Origin of the sequence: Lysinibacillus sp. 2017 (assembly GCF_003073375.1) — a bacterium.
Lineage (GTDB): Bacteria > Bacillota > Bacilli > Bacillales_A > Planococcaceae > Solibacillus.
Genome location: NZ_CP029002.1, coordinates 1,504,588 through 1,529,658, shown reverse-complemented (window position 1 = coordinate 1,529,658; position 25,071 = coordinate 1,504,588). Strand labels below are relative to the sequence as shown.

Annotated in this window: 22 protein-coding genes and 1 rRNA gene; 9 read left to right on the top strand and 14 right to left on the bottom strand. The window is 36.1% G+C overall.

What is annotated here, in order from left to right; all coding sequences use genetic code 11:
* Positions 1-173 precede the first annotated feature (173 nt).
* Positions 174-1,729, bottom strand: a 16S ribosomal RNA gene (locus DCE79_RS07070).
* Positions 1,730-2,384: 655 nt separating this feature from the next.
* Here DCE79_RS07070 and DCE79_RS07065 point away from each other — a divergent pair.
* The 7 genes from DCE79_RS07065 (at position 2,385) to DCE79_RS07035 (ending at position 8,947) form a co-directional block, all read left to right on the top strand.
* The gene (locus DCE79_RS07065; protein WP_108712402.1) at positions 2,385-3,146 is read left to right on the top strand and encodes a class I SAM-dependent methyltransferase; all 762 of its coding nucleotides are present in this window, start codon (positions 2,385-2,387) and stop codon (positions 3,144-3,146) included.
* Positions 3,147-3,509: 363 nt separating this feature from the next.
* Positions 3,510-4,085: an ATP-binding cassette domain-containing protein gene (locus DCE79_RS07060; RefSeq protein WP_108712401.1), complete on the top strand. Its 576-nt coding sequence runs from the start codon at positions 3,510-3,512 to the stop codon at positions 4,083-4,085.
* Entirely contained in the window at positions 4,018-4,263 is a 246-nt protein-coding gene (locus DCE79_RS07055) for a sigma-70 family RNA polymerase sigma factor (RefSeq protein ID WP_108712400.1), read from the top strand. Before DCE79_RS07060 ends, DCE79_RS07055 begins: the two co-directional genes overlap by 68 nt.
* Positions 4,260-5,816 (top strand): S26 family signal peptidase, encoded by a 1,557-nt coding sequence (locus DCE79_RS07050; RefSeq protein ID WP_108712399.1) that lies wholly within the window; start codon positions 4,260-4,262, stop codon positions 5,814-5,816. The genes DCE79_RS07055 and DCE79_RS07050 overlap by 4 nt, the downstream gene beginning before the upstream one ends.
* A 437-nt stretch (positions 5,817-6,253) precedes the next feature.
* Positions 6,254-7,099 carry a DegV family protein gene (locus DCE79_RS07045; RefSeq protein ID WP_199912306.1) on the top strand — a complete coding sequence of 282 codons (846 nt, stop codon included), beginning with the start codon at positions 6,254-6,256 and terminating at the stop codon, positions 7,097-7,099.
* A 168-nt stretch (positions 7,100-7,267) separates the two neighbouring features.
* Positions 7,268-7,921, top strand: a complete 654-nt coding sequence (locus DCE79_RS07040) for a DedA family protein (RefSeq protein WP_108712398.1) — start codon at positions 7,268-7,270, stop codon at positions 7,919-7,921.
* A 195-nt stretch (positions 7,922-8,116) separates the two neighbouring features.
* Complete coding sequence (locus DCE79_RS07035) at positions 8,117-8,947, top strand: flagellin N-terminal helical domain-containing protein (protein ID WP_108712397.1); 831 nt, start codon at positions 8,117-8,119, stop codon at positions 8,945-8,947.
* Between the two features lie 53 nt (positions 8,948-9,000).
* Here the strand turns inward: DCE79_RS07035 and DCE79_RS07030 are convergent, their stop codons facing one another.
* The gene (locus DCE79_RS07030; protein WP_108712396.1) at positions 9,001-10,935 is read right to left on the bottom strand and encodes an elongation factor G; all 1,935 of its coding nucleotides are present in this window, start codon (positions 10,933-10,935) and stop codon (positions 9,001-9,003) included.
* A 165-nt stretch (positions 10,936-11,100) separates the two neighbouring features.
* On the opposite strand from DCE79_RS07030, the gene DCE79_RS07025 reads away from it, so the two are divergent.
* Complete coding sequence (locus DCE79_RS07025; RefSeq protein WP_234417355.1) at positions 11,101-12,738, top strand: multicopper oxidase family protein; 1,638 nt, start codon at positions 11,101-11,103, stop codon at positions 12,736-12,738.
* 101 nt (positions 12,739-12,839) lie between these two features.
* Here the strand turns inward: DCE79_RS07025 and DCE79_RS07020 are convergent, their stop codons facing one another.
* On the bottom strand, positions 12,840-13,469 hold the full coding sequence (locus tag DCE79_RS07020) for an RsiV family protein (protein ID WP_199912305.1): 630 nt from the start codon (positions 13,467-13,469) through the stop codon (positions 12,840-12,842).
* Between the two features lie 175 nt (positions 13,470-13,644).
* Positions 13,645-14,556, bottom strand: coding sequence for a 1,4-dihydroxy-2-naphthoate polyprenyltransferase (locus DCE79_RS07015; RefSeq protein ID WP_108712394.1), 912 nt, complete (start codon positions 14,554-14,556; stop codon positions 13,645-13,647).
* 1,118 nt (positions 14,557-15,674) lie between these two features.
* Between DCE79_RS07015 and DCE79_RS07010 the strand changes: the two genes are divergently transcribed.
* Positions 15,675-16,580, top strand: coding sequence for a cation diffusion facilitator family transporter (locus tag DCE79_RS07010; RefSeq protein ID WP_108712393.1), 906 nt, complete (start codon positions 15,675-15,677; stop codon positions 16,578-16,580).
* Between the two features lie 153 nt (positions 16,581-16,733).
* On the opposite strand, the gene DCE79_RS07005 is transcribed toward DCE79_RS07010, so the two are convergent.
* The 10 genes from DCE79_RS07005 to DCE79_RS06960 all read right to left on the bottom strand — a co-directional run bounded on the left by DCE79_RS07005 (position 16,734) and on the right by DCE79_RS06960 (position 24,670).
* Positions 16,734-17,348 (bottom strand): C40 family peptidase, encoded by a 615-nt coding sequence (locus DCE79_RS07005; protein ID WP_108712392.1) that lies wholly within the window; start codon positions 17,346-17,348, stop codon positions 16,734-16,736.
* A gap of 334 nt (positions 17,349-17,682) precedes the next feature.
* The gene (locus tag DCE79_RS07000; protein WP_108712391.1) at positions 17,683-18,393 is read right to left on the bottom strand and encodes a hypothetical protein; all 711 of its coding nucleotides are present in this window, start codon (positions 18,391-18,393) and stop codon (positions 17,683-17,685) included.
* Positions 18,394-18,475: 82 nt separating this feature from the next.
* A complete protein-coding gene (locus tag DCE79_RS06995) occupies positions 18,476-19,213 on the bottom strand; it encodes an SDR family NAD(P)-dependent oxidoreductase (RefSeq protein WP_108712390.1) in 738 nt (245 codons plus the stop codon).
* A 47-nt stretch (positions 19,214-19,260) separates the two neighbouring features.
* Positions 19,261-19,878, bottom strand: coding sequence for an NUDIX hydrolase (locus DCE79_RS06990; RefSeq protein WP_108712389.1), 618 nt, complete (start codon positions 19,876-19,878; stop codon positions 19,261-19,263).
* Positions 19,875-20,018, bottom strand: coding sequence for an HAD family hydrolase (locus tag DCE79_RS18605; RefSeq protein WP_199912304.1), 144 nt, complete (start codon positions 20,016-20,018; stop codon positions 19,875-19,877). Before DCE79_RS18605 ends, DCE79_RS06990 begins: the two co-directional genes overlap by 4 nt.
* 171 nt (positions 20,019-20,189) lie before the next feature.
* Positions 20,190-21,461, bottom strand: coding sequence for a histidine--tRNA ligase (locus DCE79_RS06980; RefSeq protein WP_108712388.1), 1,272 nt, complete (start codon positions 21,459-21,461; stop codon positions 20,190-20,192).
* Positions 21,462-21,713: 252 nt separating this feature from the next.
* Complete coding sequence (locus DCE79_RS06975) at positions 21,714-22,604, bottom strand: S16 family serine protease (RefSeq protein ID WP_234417354.1); 891 nt, start codon at positions 22,602-22,604, stop codon at positions 21,714-21,716.
* Between the two features lie 192 nt (positions 22,605-22,796).
* Complete coding sequence (locus DCE79_RS06970) at positions 22,797-23,336, bottom strand: histidine phosphatase family protein (RefSeq protein ID WP_108712387.1); 540 nt, start codon at positions 23,334-23,336, stop codon at positions 22,797-22,799.
* Between the two features lie 47 nt (positions 23,337-23,383).
* Positions 23,384-23,908 (bottom strand): GNAT family N-acetyltransferase, encoded by a 525-nt coding sequence (locus DCE79_RS06965; protein WP_108712386.1) that lies wholly within the window; start codon positions 23,906-23,908, stop codon positions 23,384-23,386.
* Positions 23,909-24,373: 465 nt separating this feature from the next.
* Positions 24,374-24,670, bottom strand: coding sequence for a hypothetical protein (locus DCE79_RS06960; protein WP_108712385.1), 297 nt, complete (start codon positions 24,668-24,670; stop codon positions 24,374-24,376).
* Between the last annotated feature and the right edge of the window lie 401 nt (positions 24,671-25,071).

Genomic DNA, 25,071 nt, shown 5'->3' with positions numbered 1-25,071 from the left:
TCACATCGTGAATAAGCTTCGCTGAATTTGCTTCATGCAGCTTTGCGACAATAGCGCTAGCGTAAGGAGCAAATATTTTTTTTGAAGTTTTTCATCTTTCGATGAACCTTCAAAACTGAACAGCAAACGTTAATGTTTCATTCCCCGAAGGAATGATTCCGAAAAATCCTTAGAAAGGAGGTGATCCAGCCGCACCTTCCGATACGGCTACCTTGTTACGACTTCACCCCAATCATCTATCCCACCTTCGGCGGCTGGCTCCACAAGGGTTACCTCACCGACTTCGGGTGTTACAAACTCTCGTGGTGTGACGGGCGGTGTGTACAAGGCCCGGGAACGTATTCACCGTGGCATGCTGATCCACGATTACTAGCGATTCCGGCTTCATGTAGGCGAGTTGCAGCCTACAATCCGAACTGAGAACGATTTTATCGGATTAGCTCCCCCTCGCGGGTTGGCAACCGTTTGTATCGTCCATTGTAGCACGTGTGTAGCCCAGGTCATAAGGGGCATGATGATTTGACGTCATCCCCACCTTCCTCCGGTTTATCACCGGCAGTCTCCTTAGAGTGCCCAACTAAATGATGGCAACTAAGAACAAGGGTTGCGCTCGTTGCGGGACTTAACCCAACATCTCACGACACGAGCTGACGACAACCATGCACCACCTGTCACCGTTGTCCCCGAAGGGAAAACTGTATCTCTACAGTGGTCAATGGGATGTCAAGACCTGGTAAGGTTCTTCGCGTTGCTTCGAATTAAACCACATGCTCCACCGCTTGTGCGGGCCCCCGTCAATTCCTTTGAGTTTCAGTCTTGCGACCGTACTCCCCAGGCGGAGTGCTTAATGCGTTAGCTGCAGCACTGAGGGGCGGAAACCCCCCAACACTTAGCACTCATCGTTTACGGCGTGGACTACCAGGGTATCTAATCCTGTTTGCTCCCCACGCTTTCGCGCCTCAGTGTCAGTTACAGACCAGATAGTCGCCTTCGCCACTGGTGTTCCTCCAAATCTCTACGCATTTCACCGCTACACTTGGAATTCCACTATCCTCTTCTGCACTCAAGTTCCCCAGTTTCCAATGACCCTCCACGGTTGAGCCGTGGGCTTTCACATCAGACTTAAGGAACCACCTGCGCGCGCTTTACGCCCAATAATTCCGGACAACGCTTGCCACCTACGTATTACCGCGGCTGCTGGCACGTAGTTAGCCGTGGCTTTCTAACAAGGTACCGTCAAGGTAGCGCCAGTTACTACGCTACTTGTTCTTCCCTTGCAACAGAGTTTTACGAACCGAAATCCTTCTTCACTCACGCGGCATTGCTCCATCAGGCTTTCGCCCATTGTGGAAGATTCCCTACTGCTGCCTCCCGTAGGAGTCTGGGCCGTGTCTCAGTCCCAGTGTGGCCGATCACCCTCTCAGGTCGGCTACGCATCGTTGCCTTGGTGAGCCGTTACCTCACCAACTAGCTAATGCGCCGCGGGCCCATCTTACAGTGATAGCAAAACCATCTTTCAACAAGGAACTATGTAGTTCCAAGTATTATCCGGTATTAGCCTCGGTTTCCCGAAGTTATCCCAGTCTGTAGGGTAGGTTACCCACGTGTTACTCACCCGTCCGCCGCTAACGAAAGTTTAGTGCAAGCACCAAAAGTTCGTCCGCTCGACTTGCATGTATTAGGCATGCCGCCAGCGTTCGTCCTGAGCCAGGATCAAACTCTCCATAATAGTTAGTTTGAAAGCTCATTTGCTTTGCTAGCGTATCAACTAAAAGTTGATATCTATTTTTGCTTCATTTAAGAAGCTTTGTTTCATTAACGTTGCTTGTTCAGTTTTCAAGGTTCATTTAATTTCGTTTGCCGCGGCATCTCTTGGCGACTTATAAAATAATACACGAAATTATTTAATTGGTCAATACTTTTTCAAAAATAATTCAAAATAAAAATCTCTTCTTATTAAATACAAAATAATTCCCTTATTATATTTTTAACAATTGAAGGTATCCACTATATTTTCACGCCCCTTTTAAGTCGTACCATCAAAAAACACGGATATTCATCGTTAAGTAAACAAGTTACCAAAACTTGAATTTAACAGTGTTTACTAGTTCTTTTAATCATTGCATTGCAGCTATATAGTTTTCTTTATAACTTTCATATAAAATTGTGCATAATAAATCAATATCTTATCGTTTCACATTTTAACCACCTATCAAAGTTGTCATTTTAAAATTTAAATTTATTGACCGCATAAGAACAAGGATCTCTTCCCTCTTTTACATTGATGTTAACCTTTTTAAAATTACTGCATCTTTCCGCACATAAAATTTAATGATAAAATAAATTATACTAATATTCAAAAAATTATAATGTGAGGTACCTTTATGTTAAAAAATGAATTCACAAATAATTTATCAAAATATGCAAACCCAGTAGAATATGATATTTCATATAAAAACTATACTGCTGATTTAGATTTTATCCAAAATCATTTAGCAGGTACGAAGCAAACTATCATTGAATTAGCTTGCGGAACGGGACGCTTAGCAATTCCCTTAGCAAAACGTGGTCACAGAGTATACGGTGTTGACATCGATACTGGGATGTTGAAGCATGCTCAAGAAAAAGCCGAGTTAGAAGACATTAACATTCACCTCAATGTCCAAGACTGCACAAAATTGAATTTACCTATTAAATCGCACTTTATTTATATGACGGGTAACTCCTTTCAACACTTCTTAACAAACGAAAGTCAAAATGCTCTATTCACGTCTGTAAGAAAGCATTTAAATCCCAATGGTGAATTTATTTTTGATACGAGAAACCCTATTCTTCATGAACTTGCAGCAGTTGAAATTTCTAAAGAAACATTAGAGAAGAATGGTGAAACGATCACTGTAATCAGTCAGGAAGCGTATCACCCAATAACGCAAATTTTAGAATGTACTTCTACATATATATCACCATCAAACGAATATAAAGATAGTATTAATCTTAGATACACATATCCTTTAGAAATGAAACGTCTTTTAGAACAGCATGGATTTGAACTAATCAATTTATACGGTTCTTGGACAAAAGCAAGATTTGACGCCAATAGTATTTCAATGGTCGTTCATGCAAGGTCGAATTCCAATAAAATATAATTTGAATTTTCAACTAAAATCGATTACGATTATAATAATTTATGAGAAGGAGGGATTTTCCTATGTTTTTACTTCGTTTACGCTAAGCTGGCAATAAAAAAGTAAACCCTTTATTTTAGGGCTTTTTTGTCATGCTTGTAATCGAAGGATTATTGTAGGAGTTCCCCTTTTAACGGGTTTTCTATATTTTTCTGAGCAGGCATACAAGATGTCTGCTTTTTTATTGCGTTTTGGACTCACTAATCTTAATGGAGGACTAAAACTATGCAGATGCTTCTATTCTTTTAATACGAGCGATCATTCTTAACTCGCTCGTATCGATAAGCTATCGATACGAAATTCTACATTTCGGAGGTAGCAAACATGGAAAACGTATGCTTTGAGCTTAAAAATATACATGTTCAATTTTTAGATAGGGATCTATTAGCAATTCCAAAATTAGCAGTGCATCAATTCGATCGCATCGGTATTGTCGGTAAAAACGGCGCTGGTAAAAGCACCTTATTAAAGTTATTAGCTGGTGCTTTAGCGCCACAGTTAGGTAGTGTAAAGGCACATGTCGATTATTATTATTTTGAACAAACAGCCCCTGCCCATACACCGCACTATATAGACGTAGCACTAAAACACAAATTGAATGCTGTTAACCCACATAGTGGTGGTGAACTAACACGTCTGAAGTTGACACAAGTTTTTAGTCATTACTATGACGCATTGCTTCTCGATGAACCGTCATCGCATTTAGATAAAAATGGGATAGATTTTTTACAGGAACAGCTTCAGCACTATTACGGCGCAGTCCTATTAATTAGTCACAATCGAAACTTACTAGATCATGTAGTAACAACGATTTGGGAAATAAACGAAGGACATGTCTCGGTTTATAGCGGTAATTATTCGGATTATGAGGCACAGAAGGATTGCAAAGGCTGTACTTGAACTGCCAATCAAATACCGAGAAGTAATCGTCCTTTTTTATTACGAAGAAATGACAAGCATTGAAATCGCGTCACTTTTAGAAGTTTCGGAAAATACAATTAAAACGAGGTTAAGGCGCGGACGTGTTTTATTGAAAACATCACTTAGTGAACTCGAATGGAGAGGTGATTTTTTGTGAATGACATTAAGCGAGAATTAACCGAAGTATTGGAAGAACAATCGCGATTTAGTAGGGTAAGTGAAGAACATGTAATTCAAAAATTCCAGCAACCAAAAACGAAAAAACGTAAAATTTGGTTCACGGCCATTAGTTTTGCCGCGCTACTTATAATTTTTGTTTTTGGCGGACTATATAAGCAAAACGATTCCGTGCAGGCACAATTTACAACTTACTTTGAACAAAAGATGCACGGGAAAGATTATGAAGTGATTTTTCAGGAATTTGATTATGTGAAAAAACAGGATGCACTTGTAGCTTTCATCGAACGAACGGATGTAGAGAGAATTTATTTAGCATATTTGGAATATAAGGATGGTTGGGCATGGCAGCAAACGACTGGTGTGACAAGTAAGCCAATGAACAATCAAAATCCTTGGGGTTCAAGAGGTTCCACAGATAATGCACCTTTTATGTATGCTGGCATAATATCAAATTTTGATGCAAGTCAAATTATCGTGGGCCAGCAAGAAGCCGAAACAATTCAGTTGGATAATAACTTCACATACTGGTTTGCGGTAAGTGATAAAGCCGCGCGTATTGTTGCACAAAATCAACATGGACAATGGAAACGGTTAACAGACACATTTGATACGATTGAAGAAGATTTCAATGTCCCCATTATCGATTCATTATCAGCTAAACAAACGGTACTCGATTTAAAAACAGACACAATGGATCGTGGCAACAAAGAGTATTATCGCTACCCTATCGTTATTGATCCTGAAATCGATAAATTAGAACGCGGTGACATCATTACGTATACAAACACAAAAGGTCAGCAAACATTAAGTCGTGTCATTGGCTTGCCAGATGAAACAGTGGAAATAATTAATGGGACGGTTGTAGTAGATTCCATTTATTTTGCGCAGGATTACTTTTTTGCAAAAATAATGGGTGAAACGGTTTATGAAAGTTATTTAGAAAAGCTTAAAGACGCAAATATCAATGAACAAGCTGCAAAAGAGGTTTTCTTTTATAATTTCCCACGAACGACACTTGGTAAGAATCAAGTATTCGTCGTTCCAGATAATTGGGCACGCGGAGCCATTGAAGTGATCTCCCTAAATCAACTAAAAGGTAAGGTGCTTGGTTATGAAGTTAGAAATTTTGAATCAGAATGGTCTGACTTAGAGCATCAGTATTATTTAGAATTTAAAAAGACAAATGATATCGAGGTATTTCGTGATGTGGACCCAATCACATATGTACGCGTTCAGCTTTATGCAGACTTTTTAATGGATGATCAAACGAATTATCGTTTGTATACAACACGCGAGGAATATGTACATTGGTCGGAGCAAGAACATACTCAGCAATCGACAATTTCTCAAAATTCATACGAGCGACTTAAAGCCCTTGAATATGCTCAACTCATCAAAAAAGGAGATTTTCAGTTTGATGGAGAAGAAGGCGGCATTCGCTTTCCTTTAGGAAGTGGTGATGAATCCATATGGCGTATGGTTTTAAGTGAAACTGGTATATGGCAATCTGGCTTTTTACCTTTGCAATAAAACACACACTACTTGCGTTCCATTTAGCATGAGTTTGAGATTACATTGAACTCATGCTATTTTTTTATTCTATTTCAATTTACATCTTGTACAAACTCAATATGCAACTATTTTCGATGTCCTTCTTTTCGTGCTTGTATAAAACCGTAATACGCACAAGTACCATTTTGAGATATATCTTAATTATAAGTCGCTTTTGGGGTTTGTGTTTACGCATTTTCTAAATTGAAGTTGCAGAAACACTATGAAGAAACAGAGTAGATATTTACATACTAAGTTCATGACTTTAGAAATTGCATTCGTTATTATCCATAACACCCCAAATAAGTACCACCCTTTTTCCATTTCTCTCGAACACTGCTATAATTAGCATTACATCTATAAATTATTACATGTTACAATTTATGAGACTAAATTTATTAAGAGGTGTAGACAATTTGATTAAAATTACAGCAGATAGTACATGTGACTTATCTCCAGAACTTCTTGCAGAATATGATATTACATTGGCACCACTTCATGTGTTAATTAATGAAGAAGATTTTTTGGATGGTGTCAATATCACACCGAAGGACATTTTCCACTATGTTGGTATTGAGAATAAAACCTGTTCTACTGCAGCCATAAATACATACGAATACGAACAATTTTTCAAGCCATTTACGGAGCAATTTGATGCAGTTATTCATATCAGTTTAGGGGTGCAATTTTCTTCATGCCATCAAAACGCACAGTTAGCGGCACAAGAATTCAGTAATGTCTTTGTTGTTGATTCTCAAAATTTATCAACTGGTAGTGGCCATTTAGTTATTGAAGCAGCTGAACTAGCTAAGCAAGGATTAGGTGCTGAACAAATTGTTACTCAAATTACAGCACTAGCTTCACAAGTAGAAGCAAGCTTTATCATTGATAAAATGGACTATTTAAAACGTGGTGGACGTTGCTCTAGCATCGAAGCTTTTGGCGCGACTTTACTAAAAATCAAACCTTCAATCGAAGTACTTGGTGGAAAAATGGAAGTAGGCAAAAAATATCGCGGCAATTTTAAAGGCTGTCTTGAGAAATATATAAAAGATCGTTTAGAAAATCGAACAGATGTTGATAGTTCGCGCATTTTTATTACCCATTCAGAATGCTCTGACGAAGTCATTGAATATGTGAAATCACTTGTTTCTGAATATGTACAATTCGATGAGGTACATATTACAAAAGCAGGTTGTACAGTATCTACGCATTGTGGGCCAAACACATTAGGAATTTTATTTAAGCGTAAAACTAATTAATATATCCGCACAGAAGCTAAATTCGAATTACATTAACCCTTTTAACCTAGCGAAACCGAAAATTTTGCTAGGTTAATTTATTCCTAAAATACGACATAATACTACAGGTTACTAACATTATGTTACAATTAAAAAAATGCATATTTTCAAATGAAATGAGGGGATTTTTTGCGAGAATTTTTATTTTCAATCCGCTCAATTGATACGCAACTAAACCATTTTATAGGGATTTATGGTAAACATATTTATTTTATTTTATTTCTTATTATTTTTGCTAAAACAGCATTTATTATTTTCACGTTTTTACCTGGAGATGCAACACTTTTTGCGAGTGGAACGATTGCAGCAATTGGCCAGCTAGATATTCGTATTCTATTGATTTTATTTATTGTGGCTACACTTGCTGGTGATACACATAATTTTCTTTTAGGTACATTACTAAAACGCTCTAAAGGTAAACAACGCAAATACTCATTATCTCGACTCGTACCCGATAAATCTATTTATAAGGCCAGTAAATTTTTAACGAAATACGGTAAACTAACAATTATGTTTTCTCGCTTTATACCTTTATTAAGCGCGACTGTACCCTTCGTTTGTGGGTTTACTGGCTACCGCTTTAAAGATTTTATTAGTTCCAATTTTATCGGTGCACTGATTTGGTCAATCGTTTGGGTTTTAGCAGGCTATGGTTTAGGCAACCTCGATTGGGTTTCTAGGCATTTATTTATTTCGCTTATTGTGATTACGATTTTAAGCTTTATTGCACCCATTATTGCATATGTCTTTAAACTTTTTAAAACTAAAGCAGCTGCAAAATAAAGAAAAGTTTGTAGTCGATAACATTAATTAAATTAGTGAAAAAATCAAGATTCTCCTGTTGAGGGGAATCTTTTTTATTTGTAGTATTTATTTAAAAAACGGGTATTAATTATCAAATATCTTCTCATCACTTTATAAATAATCATTTATTACGATATAAATAATGGATAATTCCAGCAGAAAGGAGCGTTTTTTATGTTAGGGAATATTAAGGCAGCAACGTCAATTATAAATAACTTGAATAAGAGTTATACCGTAACAGACATGGCAATGGAACGTATTTCATCAGGCAATCGAATTAACCGCGCAGCAGATGATGCAGCAGGTTTAGCGATTTCCGAAAAATTACTTAGCCAAATGAATGGATTAAATATAGCTGCAAAAAACACACAAGATGGGATTTCGATGATTCAAACGGCAGAAGGCGCGATGAATGAAACGCATGCGATTGTCCAAAAAATGCGTGAATTAGCCGTTCAATCTTCTAATGATACAAACACCCCTCAAGAACGGGATGCATTGAACTTACAATTCCAAGAGCTTATTAAAGAAATTGACCGTATTGCAAAGGATACACAATTCAATACGCGAACATTACTGAATGGCGATTATAAGGATAGGCCATTGAAACTTCAAATTGGTGCAAATTCTGGGCAGCATATGGACATTTATATTAGGGATATGCGTTGGGATTCCTTAATTGGGAATAATAGCGGAAGTACAGATTTAAACTTGCTAACTCAAGAGAACTCCGATGCAATGATTGGTGTGATGGACAAAGTTTTGAATGTTGTATCATCAGAACGTGGCAAAATGGGAGCTTACACAAATCGCTTAGAGCATGCCTATAATAATACGTTAAACACAGGCGAAAATTTAACAGCTGCCTATTCACAAATTAAAGACGCCGATATTGCCAAAGAAATAATGCGAATTACGACGGAATCTATTAAACAACAAGCTGCAACTTCCGTTCTCTCCATGCATATGCAAACAGCTTCCAATGTTTTGAATTTATTACGTTAAACAAATTAGGGGCTGTCCCACTTGCTAGACAACCCCTTTTTCTAAACTTCTATTTAATTTTCAACTAAACAATGCATCGCTGCTTTTGCTTCCTGCCAAGGTACACTATACCCCTTGCCCTTTGCACAAAAAATACTTGAAGACGTGTACGCTGGATCTGCATATTTGTTATAACCAATTTGTTCAATAACCTCAGCTGAATTATGACATAAATCATAGCCATCAAATTGCAGAGTTAATGCCCCTTTACCATTTGTATAGGTCGCCAATTGCGTGCTGTAATCCATAAAAGTTGCAACCGGTGCTCTTCCAACAATAACTACTTTATCTTCGGTTAGAATTGGCGCATCAAATATGCCACTTGCTTGCTGAATATCAGACATCATCCGCCCAATATGTTCATTGGATGCCTTCATCTTAAAACGATAAAATGGTTCGAGTAATACATTAGGAACTTGCTCTAAACCTTGACGTAACGCTCGAAACGTCGCTTCTCTAAAATCCCCACCCGTTGTATGTTTATTATGGGCTCGACCTGTTAGTAACGTGAAATGAATATCCGTCACAGAAAATCCAGTCAATAACCCGTGATGTTCTTTTTCAAAAAGATGTTTTTCAATTAAGCGCTGATGCCCAACGGATAAATCATCTGCATGACAGGCATTCGAAAATGTATTGCCTTTTCCACGTTCATTTGGTTCCATTTTTAGATGAACTTCTGCATAATGCTTGAGCGGTTCGAAATGGCCACAACCTGTAACACAAGTATTAATCGTTTCCATATATAAAATTTGTGGCTTGCCAAATTGTACATCAAGCCCAAATCGCTCTCTTAATACTTCCTCTAATACTTCCAATTGAATAATACCCATTACATGCACCGAAATTTCTTGGAACTGTTCGTTCCAAACGACTCGTAAGCTCGGTTCTTCTGCTTCTAATTCACGGAACATGCGTGTTACTTCTTTCATATGTTGCTGACCATTATAAATGACCTTGGCCTGTAATGTTGGCACCATTTCAAAAGGTTTCGGATTTGCTTGTGATTGTCCAATCATATTGCCGATAACAGGTGTAGAAAGTCCCTTTACTGCAAAAATATCTCCTGCTTGAACTTGTTGCACCTGTTCAAAACGTTTGCCGTTATATATACGAATTTCTGTTACTTTTTCAGTAGCATCTCCAAACGCAAATTCATCTCGTACTTGCAGTGTCCCAGCCAATGCTTTCATAAAGGTTAAACGATGCGCGTTGTCATGACGGATTTTAAACACTTGGGCTTGAAATGGTTCATCGCTATCATATGACGTTGTCGTTAAATTGGCGAGCTGTTCAAAAAATTCCAGTACCCCTTCATCTTTTAATGCTGACCCTGCCATACAAACAACACACTTTTGCTCAGTAATCCGTTTGCGTAAGCTATTGATACAAGTTTCTTCATCTAATTGATTTGCGAAATAAGCATCCATCAGTGTTTCATCTCGTTCTGCGAGCCATTCTTTTACCACATCGTTCATGCCATCATCAAGAAGCAGTGCGTCTTGTGATAATTCTTTTTGAATCGATGCAAAAAAATGGCCTACATCCGCGCCTTCACGATCTGTTTTATTAATAAAAATAAAGGTTGGTACTAGATTATCACGTAGTAATTGCCATACGGTTTCTGTATGACCTTCGATACCGTCTACTGCGCTAATAATGACAATAGCAACGTCCATAACATGAATGGCACGCTCCATTTCAGGGGCAAAATCTACGTGTCCAGGCGTATCAATTAAGGTGTATATGTCCCCTTTATAATCAATGCGTCCTTGTTCTGCAAAAATGGTAATTCCACGCTGACGCTCGATTTCATGGTTATCCAAAAAGGCGTCTTGATGATCGACGCGACCGCGCTCTTTAATGCTGTTTGTATGATAAAGTAACTGCTCACAAAAGGTTGTTTTCCCTGCATCAACATGTGCCAGTACTCCGATTGTTTTATACAAATTGCTTCCTCAACTTTCTAAAATAGTACGATATAGTACGATTGTTTTTACTATTAGTATATTCTCTAAAAATGCAAAATAACAGAGGTCGCAACAAATACGCCTCCGTAAAAAGGAACGACCTTAACAATAGAAGAATACACTAATTACATAAAATAACGAAGGATGTGCGTATTGAAAGTCCCTGAAAATCCATTAAATCCAATAAACCCAGCAGTTCCTGATACTATCCCTAAATTTGTAACTCCATTAATAAAGCCACCCACTGCTACTCCAAGGCCGAATAAAAATTACCCGATAGGTTCTTATTATGAAATAAGGATGATGAAATCAAGACATCAATTTCATAAAAATTTTCCATACACTGAAGTTTGGGGTTATGACGGAATCGTACCCGGTCCAACTATCGAAGCAAAAAAAGATCAAACGACCTATGTAAAATACTTAAACAAACTTCCAGACAAGCACTTCTTACCGGTTGATTTGAGTTTGCACGGGGTTAATAATTCATCTGAAGTTCGAACTGTTGTCCATCTACACGGGGCAAATGTGGCTTCTGAAAGCGATGGTCATCCAGAAGCATGGTATACACGAGATTATACCGCTACCGGCCCAACCTTTAAACGCCAAGTACATGAATATACCAATCATCAACCTGGAACAACCATGTGGTATCACGACCATTGTATGGGTTTGACGCGATTAAATGTTTGTGCAGGATTAGCGGGCTTTTATCTACTTCGTGATTCTTCAGAAGAACGCTTGCAATTACCAAAGGGAAACTACGAAATCCCTCTCCTCATTCAAGATAAATCATTTAATGAAGATGGTTCTATTTTTTATCCCACTAAACTAGACCCACCATTTCCACTTCCCGTTCCTGACCAACTCCCACTGCCAGACCCTACCGTTACATTAGGTTACGTGGGTAATACGATTCAAGTAAACGGAAAAATATGGCCTTATTTAAATGTAGAACCTAGAAAGTATCGTTTCCGTATACTAAACGGCTCGAATCGAAGAAGTTATAAATTGCGTCTTTCAAACAATGATGTACTCTACCAAATCGGAACAGATGGTGGATTTTTAGAAGCCACGACCGAAATTCAAACAGTAGAATTAAACCCTGCTGAACGTGTAGATGTGATTATTGATTTCAGTAATTATAAGAATGAAGAAATTCTATTAATGAATGATGACGATGAGTTTCCTGATGAACATACGAATGTGATTATGAAATTTAATGTTACGTTACCTTTAAAAGGTCAAGATTCAAGTCAAATTCCGACTCTATTAGAACCCTCAATGGATTTGCACGAGCATCATGCACACACGATTCGTAATCTCCCTCTAACTAGCACGCTAGACCGTTATGGCAGACTGATGCTCATGTTAGACGATAAAATGTACCATGATCCTGCAACAGAAAAACCTGCTTTAGACAGCATTGAAATTTGGAATTTCATCAATACCACGCCCGTTTTCCATCCGATTCATCTCCATTTAGTACAATTTAAAATAATTGAGCGTCGGCCATTTAATGTAGATCTTTATGTAGCAGAAGGGAAATTGGAATTCACGGGTGAACCAGAAGAACCTCGTGACTATGAAAGAGGTTGGAAGGATACAGTAAAAGCAGACATTGGGAAAGTTACAAAAATCATTATGCATTGGAAGGAACATACCGGAAATTATATGTGGCATTGTCATTTTCTTGAACATGAAGATCACGACATGATGCGCCCGATACGTGTTATAGAAGATGCCCACCCCGTTCAGCCACCACATCTTGATGATCACTAATAGATAAAAATATAGAAAGTCACACTTTTTATTCAATAAAAAAGCCCCTGACAGGATTTCTATTTACTCCTACCAGGGGCATCATTTAATAATTACGATGCTTAATTATTAATCGCCATTCTACCAAGGGGACCGTTTTCATCAATAATCTCTCTCAAATCAAATACAGAAATCGGGAACATCGGAAATCCCTCAACATACGGAGTAATATCATATAACTGAAAGTAAATTACTAACACCTTATCCGCAATATAAAAATCTTGGTTCGGTTGAATCTCTGTAAATCCATCTAGCAATTGGATATCTCGCTGCACTATTTGTTTCTTTATAATATCCGAAAGAACCTTTTCGTAATTACTTCCAGGTATAAACAAGTCATTCAGTTTGCATATGCGCTGCTGTTCTAAATCAAATGTTAATGATTTTATATACGTCAAACCATGTGCTGCATGGTAATGGTACGTATAATTAGAAAGAGATAAACTCAGTACCTGACGTTGGTTATTTTTAATTTCATAAAAACCTAGCATTTGTTCAACCGTTGTCGGCATATTCCCAAATTGTATCGAAATAAGTTCCATCACCTGTTCGTAAATCGCATAATTCATTTTACTTTCCCATAAACTATTTTCACATAATGCCACTTGCGGATAATATACAATCTGATCCTTACCGCTTCCTATACAAAACGTATTTATAGGAACTGGAGATAGTTGAACGATATTTCCCATCCTTTTTTAATTTTGTTTAATCAATTATTTATATGAAATTTGGACTTAATTATGTAAATAAAATTGGCATACGTTCAAGTTCGTAAACGTAACAAAACTAAAAAACCTCCAATTTTCACGAAGTATTTTTCAATACTCGTTTCATTGGAGGGTATTTATGAACTTCAACGATATTTTAAAATAAGTAGCTGATTAATAACCCTACTGACAATAGGAAACCAAAAATTGTATTCGTTATGGCTGTTGATTTCATCGCTACTTTCATATAGCTCGGTTCTGTTGCGCCTTTTTTGAAACCTTGAATTGCCGCAATCGGTTTTTTAACACCTAGGATTATCATAAACGCCCAAGGACTAATATAACCCATTAACACAATTACAACGATCCATAAATAGGCAATAACAAAGCCAGAAGCTAATACGAACACAGCCTTTTCTCTTCCCAAAAGGATTGCTAAAGTTTTTCGTCCACCCTTAATATCCTCATCGATATCTCGAATATTATTAGCCATGTTGATAGCTCCAACTAAAATGCCTACTGGAAGGGAAATCAAAATACTTTCAATTGTTAATGTATCTGTTTGGATAAAGAAAGCAATTAATACAAAAAACGTTCCCATGAATAATCCTGCAAATAATTCTCCAAATGGTGTATACGCAATCGGGAATGGTCCCCCTGTGTATAAATAACCTACCGCCATACCAATTAAACCTAAAACGACTAACCACCAGCTACTATTCATACAAATATAGACGCCGATAATCGCCGCTAAAAGATATAATAATAAAGCAACTGTTAATACATTATTAGGTTGCAATCCGTGACGAACAATGCCTCCGCCTATACCTACTGAATCTGAAGTGTCTAACCCACGTTTAAAATCATAATATTCGTTAAATAAATTCGTTGCAATTTGCAATGCTAAACACGCCACCATCATCGCAGCAAACAATTTCCAATCGAGTTGCGTTTCATATAGTGCTGCAACTGTCCCTAAAATAATTGGCGCAAATGTTGCCGTTAATGTATGTGGACGTGTCATTTTCCACATTAATTTAAAAGAACTAATCTCTTTTTCTTGTCCCATATCTTTTGTTCCATTCTCCTTCATATAAACTATTTAATCTAGATTTCTCATAATTGATAAAAAATCGCCTAGAGGTATTATAACAGTTCTTTAAGTAGAGTGAATGGCAAAAAGATTTTATTTTGCGTTTGATTTAGCATTTTATTAACATCTGTCTAAAAAATTCTATGACTAACAACATCCACCTAGTCCACTATTACATACACCTGTTTCTGGTATTGATAATTTAACTGTTGTTGCAACTCCTTCTATATCTCCTGCTAAATAGGCAAAGACTGAATGAACCTGTCCATAACCCGTTGCCGCATTTTTCCATTAAAATGGTTCATCACCGTAACATGGGGTTGATTATTGTTTTATCAGTTTGTCTAGCTATTGGCGGGCTACGGCATGACAGCATTATGGCCAGGTGGTACATGTCCATACTACTGTCTTTAATGCCGCATGCAAGGCCCTCCAATACAAAGTGTCATTCATTTAACCTGGTTAAATGTGTCTGATAATGCCGCTTGCGCTATCGCGAGGCGGCGGGGATTGATCAAGTTTATCCTCTATTCTAAGTGAATTTTGAATCCTATTTCGTCATTGAAATGAAAGTGAATGCCATGGTTTCATTTATGATGAACACTCTTTCATTTAAACTATTTTCACGTTTATAAAAGATACTTTATCGAATAAGCCTTATCTAAAACACCTTATTAGAAAAAATTTTTTATTCCAAAATAGAGTGACGCGAAGCGCAGGGGGCGACCCCTTGGGGATTAAGCGTGCGCGGAATATCCACTTGTTGCTTGCCGTCGTAGAGGCAAGTAACAAGTTAGATGGAGCCACGCCCCCAGGAAAGCGTCCCCCGTAGCGTAGCAGAACGGACTAGATTAAAAAGGAATCACTTTGAATCCTAAAATTATGTCATCCCCAACTTATGGTGATGAGCCATTAAAATACAATATGTCCAATTAGTAGTCCCATGATCACGATGAATCTAAAATTAATTAGATATTAAATAGAATTTATGTTATAATAATATAACTAAATTACATTCAAAGAGGTTACACCCACGAAATTTGTGAGGTGTAACCTCTTTCATGTTTAAAGAACTTTTTCGGAGGGGAAACATTTTGGAGCAGTATACAAACTTACGTGCTGGTGAAAAAGGCGCTTATCTATCCATTATTGCCTATATTTTTTTAAGCGCTCTTAAATTAGCATATGGTTATATCGGTGATTCGGAGGCGTTAAAAGCAGACGGACTAAATAATACGACAGATATTATTGCTTCGATTGCCGTATTAATTGGCTTACGAATTTCTCAACGACCACCAGATGATGATCACCGCTACGGCCATTTCCGTGCAGAAACAATTGCTTCATTAGTTGCTTCCTTCATTATGATTTATGTAGGTATTGAAGTATTAATTGGAGCTGGAAAGAATATCTTCTCTCCAATTCGCCAAAATCCCAGTAGCATAACCATCTTTGTTTCTTTATTTAGTGCTGTTGTTATGTATGGTGTCTATATATACAATATTCGACTGGCTAAAAAGATTAACAGTAATGCTGTGAAAGCAGCTGCATATGACAATCGTTCTGATGCTCTGGTTAGTATCGGAACTGCTATTGGTATTACTGCAGCGATGTTAGGATTCCCTATTATCGATACGATTACTGCATTTATTATCGGTTTAATCATTATTAAAACAGCAATTGAAATTTTTAAAGACTCGGTTTTTTCATTAACTGACGGTTTTGATAGTCAATTTTTAAGGGAAATTAAAGAGAATTTAGAACAAATGCCGCGCGTCCGTGAAATTGTGGAAGTACGTGGAAGACAGCATGGTAGCCTACTTTTAGTGGATGTAACGGTTAGTGTGAATCCAAATTTAAATGTTCGTGATTCGCATAGCATTACTGAGGAAATTGAAGAGGTCGTACAACAACTAAATCCATATGCGATGACATTTGTCCATATTGAACCATATGAACCCAAAGACAAAATTGTTTGTGATGATGATTTTCATTTTTAAAATTTCCCTTATTTAAAGCTGTTAAGGCTATTCCAAAATAAAATAATCCGTCTTTCTACGATTGATAATCGAAAAAAGATGGATTAATTTAAAATTATTTATTTTACTTTTGTAATCCCTGATAGAATACCTTTATTTAGACATACGAAATTCTTAAATACGGCCATAAGCAGTGAAATGGTTTTTCCAATAACCTGAATGAACAGATGAAATATTGACATCTGAACCACTTGCACTAATCATTTTGCCACTACCAATATAAATGCCTACGTGTGAAATACCTTTTTTATATGTATTGCTAAAGAATACTAAATCCCCCACTTTTGGTGAAGATACTTTTTGAGATATGCTATAGTAGCTTGATGCCGATGTACGGTAAATTGATTTCCCCGATTTCTTAAGTACATAATAAATAAAGCCAGAACAATCAAATCCATATGGTGAAGAACCACCAAATATATAACGTGCGCCAAGGTAATTTTTAGCAATACTTACAACTTTCTCGTTACTTGTAGAAGTTACACTTGTTGCTGTTTTTGTAGAAGTTGTACTGCCAATTTGTAATTTTTGACCAACATTTATATTCGTTGATTTTAAACCGTTTTGATCCATAATCACTTTATAATTCATACCATACTGATTTGCGATTTTCGTTAATGTATCTCCACTTTTCACTGAATATGTTGCTGCAGATGCACCTGTTACTGACGAAAATAAAATAGATGTCCCTATTGCTACTGAAGCCACTTTTTTCGTTAAATTATTCATATTTCTATAAACCCTCTATATCTTTATAATATTTTTATGTTCAAAAATTCCCCATAAAACCAATAATAACAAAAAAATGTTACAATTATATTACAATAACATTAAAATCAAAGGCTTATTAAAATAAGTTGATTCGACTACACTTAGTCCCGTCCACTAAAAACGTATATTACTTACATATCTTTACGAATATCCCCTAGCAATTGATGTGAAATTTTTCAATTTATTCAGCCAAAAAAGCTCGTGACAAACCTATCCATTTTGCAGACAGTTCGCACAAGCTCTTTTTATGTACTAATAAATTATAGGAATCCATTCTTTTAATAACGTTAACTTACATATTTAATAAATACTGCGATAAAGAAGATTTTGCATCTAATTGATCTAGTAATGAAGAATTTGGAGAACTTGTATTTGTCGTTCCATTTGTTAATTGGCTGAGCAATGTATCATATTGATTTGTCGCTGATGAATCAGCTGATTTTGTCGTCATATAATTGCTCACCGTATTAATATTTTGCTGCATTTGTTCCATGCGAAGTTTTGCTGCTTCTGTTGGATTTTCGCCCGCGCGTTGTACATAGCCATCAAAATTTGTTTGCAATTTCGCTTTGGCAGCACTCATATTTTTCATAATTTGCGCTTGGAAATTATTTGTTAAACTACTTGCAAACATATCTGTTGCGTTTGCTGAATCTGTTGAAGTTGTAGAACTTGTTGAATTGAATAAATTATTCAGGCTGGTGCTAGAATCTGTTGAACTCGTTGACGATGTTTGCAAACTTTGAATTAACTGACTTGCGATGTCATTTGTGTTACCTGAAGAATTTAACCCATTTAATAAGGAAGTTGTACTGGAACCAGAAATTAAATCAAATAAACTGGAATCGCTTGTCTTTGTAGGACTTTGAGATCCACCTAATGCGTTCATTAAAAAGTCTTCAAAGTTTGCGTTTGATGTTGATTGTGTCGATGTTGCGGCTGCTCCATTTGAAGTGCCTAGTAAACTCATGATTGAATTTAATGATGAGAGATCCATTGACATATGTTTCACCTCCCTTTCTTACCTTGTATATCATACAGTTGAATTATGAAATGAAAATGAAAAATTAGCAATAACCTAAAAATTATTCTTCATATATCATTTTCTTCGTCATTCCACCATCAATTGTTAAGTTCGTTCCGGTAATAAAATTATTTTCTGGATTTGCTAAATACAAACAGGCACGTGCAATATCATCTGGTTTTCCTACGCGGTTTGAAAAATGCTGCGTATGATCCGCTTCTTTTAGTGCCTCGTAATCTCCAGTTTCAATCCAGCCTGGAGAAATGCTATTTACAGTAATATTGAATTCACTAAACGAACTTGCTAGTGCATGTGTAAGTGCTACAATACCACCTTTTGATGCCGCGTAGCTTTCAGAATGTGGTTCTGACATAAAAGCTCGTGTGGAGGCAAGATTAATAATAGCGCCACCATTTTCCATATGCTTTGCTGCTTCACGCGAGCATAAAAATACGCTTCGTAAATTGGTATTGATGATATCATCCCATTCATCAAGTGTTAGCTCTAATGGTGAAATCCATTTTCCTTTCCCTGCGTTGTTGACTAATATATCAATGCCACCAAAGCGTGAAATAGCCGTTTCAACTGTTTGACGTACATTTTCTTCATTTCGTACATCCGTTTTTAAAAATAATGCCGAGTAACCATCCTTTAATAATTCACCTGACAGTTGGAAACCTAAGTTTTCATTCATGTCTGCAATGACAACATTGGCACCTGACTTAGCAAAATGATTTGCCACTGAACGACCAATCCCTTGAGCAGCCCCTGTGATAATAACTGTTTTGTTTTGGAACATATGATTTACCTCCATCCTGAAATTGCTACCTAGTATGGATAGTAACTTCAATCAATTAGGGTTCCCTTCTCGGGTTTCCTTAAAAATTCGAATAGTAAATGAATTTGCGACTCAGTAACTCTAGTAGTAGAGAGCTTCGGTAAATTATCTTCCGAAAAAAATTGAATGCTACTCGTTTCTATTCCTACAGTAGCTTCCCCTCCAATAATCTCACACAGTATAAATATCTTATAGTAATGATATGGGTCGGGTGGATGTGGGTGCTTATTTTTATCTAATAAAGCAAGTAATCTGATTGGCATTACATCATACCCAGATTCCTCTTTAATTTCTTTTACTACATTCTCTGAAGGGGACAATCCAATATCGCAAAATCCCCCTGGTAAAGCCCATTTATCATCCTTTTTTTCTTTTACCATTAAAATTTGATTATCTTTAAAAACAACACCACGTACATCGACTTTTGGCGTTTGGTACCCTATTTCATTTGTAAACAAATCCTCTATTTTACTCATTTCAAGTTCAGTATATTCAGACATAATCTCTGCACTAATCTTTCGTAACTCTTCGTAACGCTCAGTATCAAAAACATCTTTAGAAAAGGCTAATCCCGTTTGAGAAAGAGCTTGTATTCTCTTTGCCCACTCTAACCATTGATAATTCATAATGCACCTTCTTTAAATAGTCTATTAAAATCCATTACACTTTTTAGAATACAATCAGGTTGTGCGCCAAAAATAGGTGTTTGATACTCTGGTAACCACTGCACGCCGATTGTATAAACATTAGCCTGTCTACCAGCCACTACATCAGCATCACTATCGCCAATATAAATTGCCTGTGAATTTTCTACTTATGTTCCATCAAAATCAAACACGATAGCCTTCATAATTCACTCTCTCTTTCTAATATAAATACAAAATTACCACTAAATGTAATTTTACCATTATTGCCTTTTATATCCTACCTAGGGCATTTAAAATTTAAATTCGATTTCCAGTACTTCTCCACTTTTCATATCCTTCAATAAGAATTGATTTTTCCTTACTTCATCTTCGCCTAAAACGATCACTTTACACACATTTTCACGATTTGCCTTTTCCATTGCTTTTCGTACCTTTTTGCCACTTAGTTCTACCTCTACACGATTTCCGTCTTTTCGTAATGCCGATGCTAATTGTAAGGCCTCTATTTCTGTAGCGATTGGAATAATATAAATATCAATTACAGATGCATTTTTTTCTACTTTCCCAGCTAATTCAAATGCTGTATAAATTACATCTAAGCCAAATGAAATCCCTACTGTTGCAAAGGCTTGATCCGTTCCGATTAAACCTCCAATCGCATTATCGTAACGCCCACCACTACCAATACTCGATTTAATCGCACCATCTGCTAAGAAAATTTCATAAATTGTTCCTGTATAGATTTCAAGACCGCGAGCTAAAAATGGATTAAATACACAGGAAGTTAGATTTAGTGCTGTTAAAAAGTTCGTTAACTCACGTAATTCCTCCACACCTTGATGAACAAATTCATTTTGCGTAACGTATTGGTCGAAATATTCAAGTGTTGGCGCTACGTCTAAAAATCCTTCAATTGCTATTAAAGAATCCTTTGATAGCTGTAATTCCGTTAGCTCTTTTATCAATGTTGCACGGTCAATTTTCTCCATCTTATCTAAAATCAAAATAACACGATTCATGTGCTCAGCTGGTACTTCAAAATGTTGTAATAGCCCATATAATAGCTTGCGGTTATTAAATTGAATGGTAATATTCACATTTAACTTTTCGAAGGCATCGACTGCCATCATCATGAGTTCTGCTTCTGCTGCCTGTGATTCTACTCCGACAATATCTACATCACACTGTGTAAATTCACGGAAACGCCCTGCTTTAATCGGCCCATCACGAAATACTTTGCCGATTTCGTAGCGCTTAAATGGTATCGTTAGTTCAGGATTCATAGCCACTACTTTTGCAAACGGTATCGTTAAATCATAACGCAATGCTAAATCACGTTCACCACGGTCTGTTAATGTATACATTTCCTGCAAAATTTCTGCCCCACCCGCATATTTCGACGCCATTAAATCGGTGTAGTTAATAATCGGTGTTTCAAGTGGTTTGCAGCCATATAAGATAAATGTATCTTCCAATGTACGACGAATTTTACGTCTTACAACCTCAGCTTGCGGTAAAAAATCCTGTGTCCCTCGTACATTTTGATAATCCATTTTCTTCATTTTCGTTGTTCCTCCTCCATTTTGGTAATAAAAAAAATCGTATATTCATAAAGCTCCCAATCGGCTTTATTTATACGATTTCACGAAAAATAGTCTTCCTATTCAATATTAAAAAATTAATAAAGATAGCAAGACTACTATGTATGATGATGTACTGTTGAAATGACTGTTGTTAATTTTCGCATTTAAGATTCCTCCCAATAAGTTACAAATGACTATACAGGAAGTTTTCGAATATAACAACTAATAAATTTACTTAACTGTCTGAATCCTTTCAATTTCACTAACTGCCTCATCAACATGCTCAACTGCTATGATTTCGATGTTTAAATTTTGCTCTGATTTCACTTTTTGCGCCTCAGTAGCATTTTCTACAGGTAAGATAATATAGGGCAAATGATATTTCTCCGCAATTAATATTTTTGCCTTTATAGAACCAATTTCCATGACATTTCCAAAACCATCTATCGCACCAGTAACTGCTACTGGTCGATTATTGTGAAGTTCCTTTTTTTCAATCAAACCACTTAATGCCAAAGCTAGCCCTGCACTATCTCCTTCTATATCATCTCGATTGAAAAACTTTTCCAGGTTTTTAGATTCAAAATTTAAATAGGTAATTACATTTCCCTTCATTTTATTAAAATAATTTTTTGAAGGGGTAATATAACTTAATAATTGTATATTTTTAGAATGGTAGCGCATCCTATTTGTCACTTCCACATAATCCAAAACTTCTCTATTTTGCAACTGTTCTACTGAATGGATCATATAACCTAAATCCTTAAAATGCTGAATCTCCGTTTCATGGACAGCTAGTACATGAATACCAGAATTATCAACAACTTCTAAAGGCTCGTTATAGCTCGTAACGATGAATGTAGTAAATTCATAGGCTAGTAGACGAAATTCGAAAAGTGAGAGTAACAGCATTAGAATAGTAATTGCTGTAAAAATCATCTTTTGCTTTTTCCTATTTCGATAATAAAATACGCAAGCGATAGATATTATAAAGGCTACCAATATAAACACCATAAATATGGCTAAATTTATGATATCAACATAATAAGCAACTAAACCAACAACATAAAAAATAATTGGCAAGAGTAGTTGAATGACGAATTTCAAATTTTCATTTATCATATCTTCCCTCCAACTGATTGATATTTAAGAACTTTAGCCAATCTTCCTTAGTTAAATCCCCTAGTTCACCTTTTTCACATAATCAAATAGCGTTAGCTTTTCGGATATGACATGCTCCCCAACTTTTTGGCTTCTGCTTCAGTTGTTTTTTGTATTTTTAACACCGAATTCCCCCTATAAGTTCATAAACAATCACTTATTCCAGATTCGTTTAAGTTGAATGGATTCTTCTAACATCTCTAATAAAAATACATCCGGATTACTTAATAATTGCCATTCATCGAAGCCAAAATCTTTTCTATAGTGATTTAATAATAGTGACATTATATTTCCATGCGTGATAATTGCTGCTGAAGAATGATTACTACTTAATAATTCATTTACTAATCCAATAATTCTTTCAGTAGCTTCATTACTGGATTCGCCTTCAGTAAACTTTAAATTTTGGTCTTCATATGTTTGTTTTAACTTCTCTAACCAATCGGATAGATTTTCACTACTTAAAATTCTTTCCTTTAAGCGTTCATCGATTTTCCATTCAATATTATGTTCACTAACAAATGGTTTAATCGTGTCAATTGCTCGTTTATAAGGACTAGAAACAACTAACTCTATTTCATAGTCAGCTAATCGCTTTGACAATTCATGCGACATTTTCTCACCGTCTTCAGTTAAGTTTGCATCAGGGGCTTGTCCTTCCGCTGCACAATGTCGGATAATATATAATTTCATTTTTCATCGCATCCTTACACAATTCGTTTCTTTACTTATTCCCCGAATTATTGCAGCTTACTTAATACTGCATCAATATCGTTCCAAACATAAATGTCTTCATCAACCACTTTTCCGTCAAATTTAAGTTGCACTGTTTTCACATATTCAGCACCGTAATATTCATAAAAATGGCGGGTTTTATTTTCCGCTAATACTTCTACATAGATCTTTTGAAATCCCTTTTCCTTAAATGACTGCATCACTGCATTCAATAGTAATCTCCCAACACCATTACCTTGCCACTGTTCTAAAAGATAAATCGCTGATAAATCGCTAGCGTTAAGTTCTAAATTTGTTTCTCGCTTTTCTCCCACGACAAATCCTATAATCTCATTTGCATTATTTACAGCAACAAAAATGGCACCATTACTATCTGCAATATTCTTTTGCCAAAGCTTCGTTCTTTGTTCATAACTTAAATTATCTAGAAAATTTTGCGGAATAATCCCACGGTAAGTTGTTCGCCAGCTATCTACATGGACTTTTGCTATCCCAGCTGCATCTTGTAATGTTGCACTACGAATTTCCATTAAATCCCCTTACTTTCTATATTAATTTTCCAATATTAAGAATATAATAACATTAATTGAAAAATGGTGAAAAAGACCTTAGAACGCAAGAAGCAGCATGGCCTTCTACCATGCTGCTTTTTTATTCTTATTTTTCTAGCTATTATTTCGTTATAACCTGAACTACTGTCTTTAATGCCTTTTTCGCCTCGGATATTGGAAATACTGGAAACGCATGATTGATTTTCGGACATTCAAAATAATTGATTTCCACACCTTCTTCCTTCGCTCTTTTTAATAGCATCCGCGCTATGCAATGTCAACGTCATACATTTAGTAAATCTTCATGAGAATGGGATGTCTTGAGTAGGATGTTGTATCGACAATGAACTACTTTAGGTGTTTTTGGGCAAATTAAAAGGCTTGAATCCCTTAAAATACAGGATTCAAGCCAGTAAAAAGTATATGCGTTATTTGCTTATGGGCTTACCTTGGGGCATTATTTACTCTCTTTTTAATTAATAAATATAGCGAGACTAAAAATGCACAAATTGTAAGAAACCATGTTGTTAAAAATGAAAGCCCCAAACCAATATTTGCGTCTTCGTATTGAACTATTTTATGATTAATTACTGCAATAATAACCGGACTAGCAATAATTAAATAGATAATGCATGAGAAGATTAAAGGCATTTTCCCTTCCTTATTGGTATTTTTCAAGTAAATAATAAAGGGAATTACCAATATAATTAAAGTAATTACTAACTTAAAAATTAAATCCATACAATTCACACCTCCACATAGTAGTTTTTGCTCAAATTTTCCGCTTTTACTGTACTTAAATCGTCGAGAATTAGCATGGAAAACGTTACGTGCATTCAAATCTTAACATGGATACTTTAGGTTTAAAAGTTTATAATTGTAATCTATTACATAGGGTTGGAGAAAAGTTTTTTCATTGTATAGAAATTAAATAAAAACTGGCTGGCATGAATCCAGAGAAATACCGAAGTCATACCAGCCAATTAGTTGCATAATATTAACTCTAACTTTATGGGGTCTACTTTGAAATGGCAATCGTATCGGAGGTGCCTCTTTGATTTCTTGTTTTTATTCTCAATCTAATTATCTTTTTTATTAATATGTAGAATTAACCCATTGACCATGGAGTTATATCTAATGTT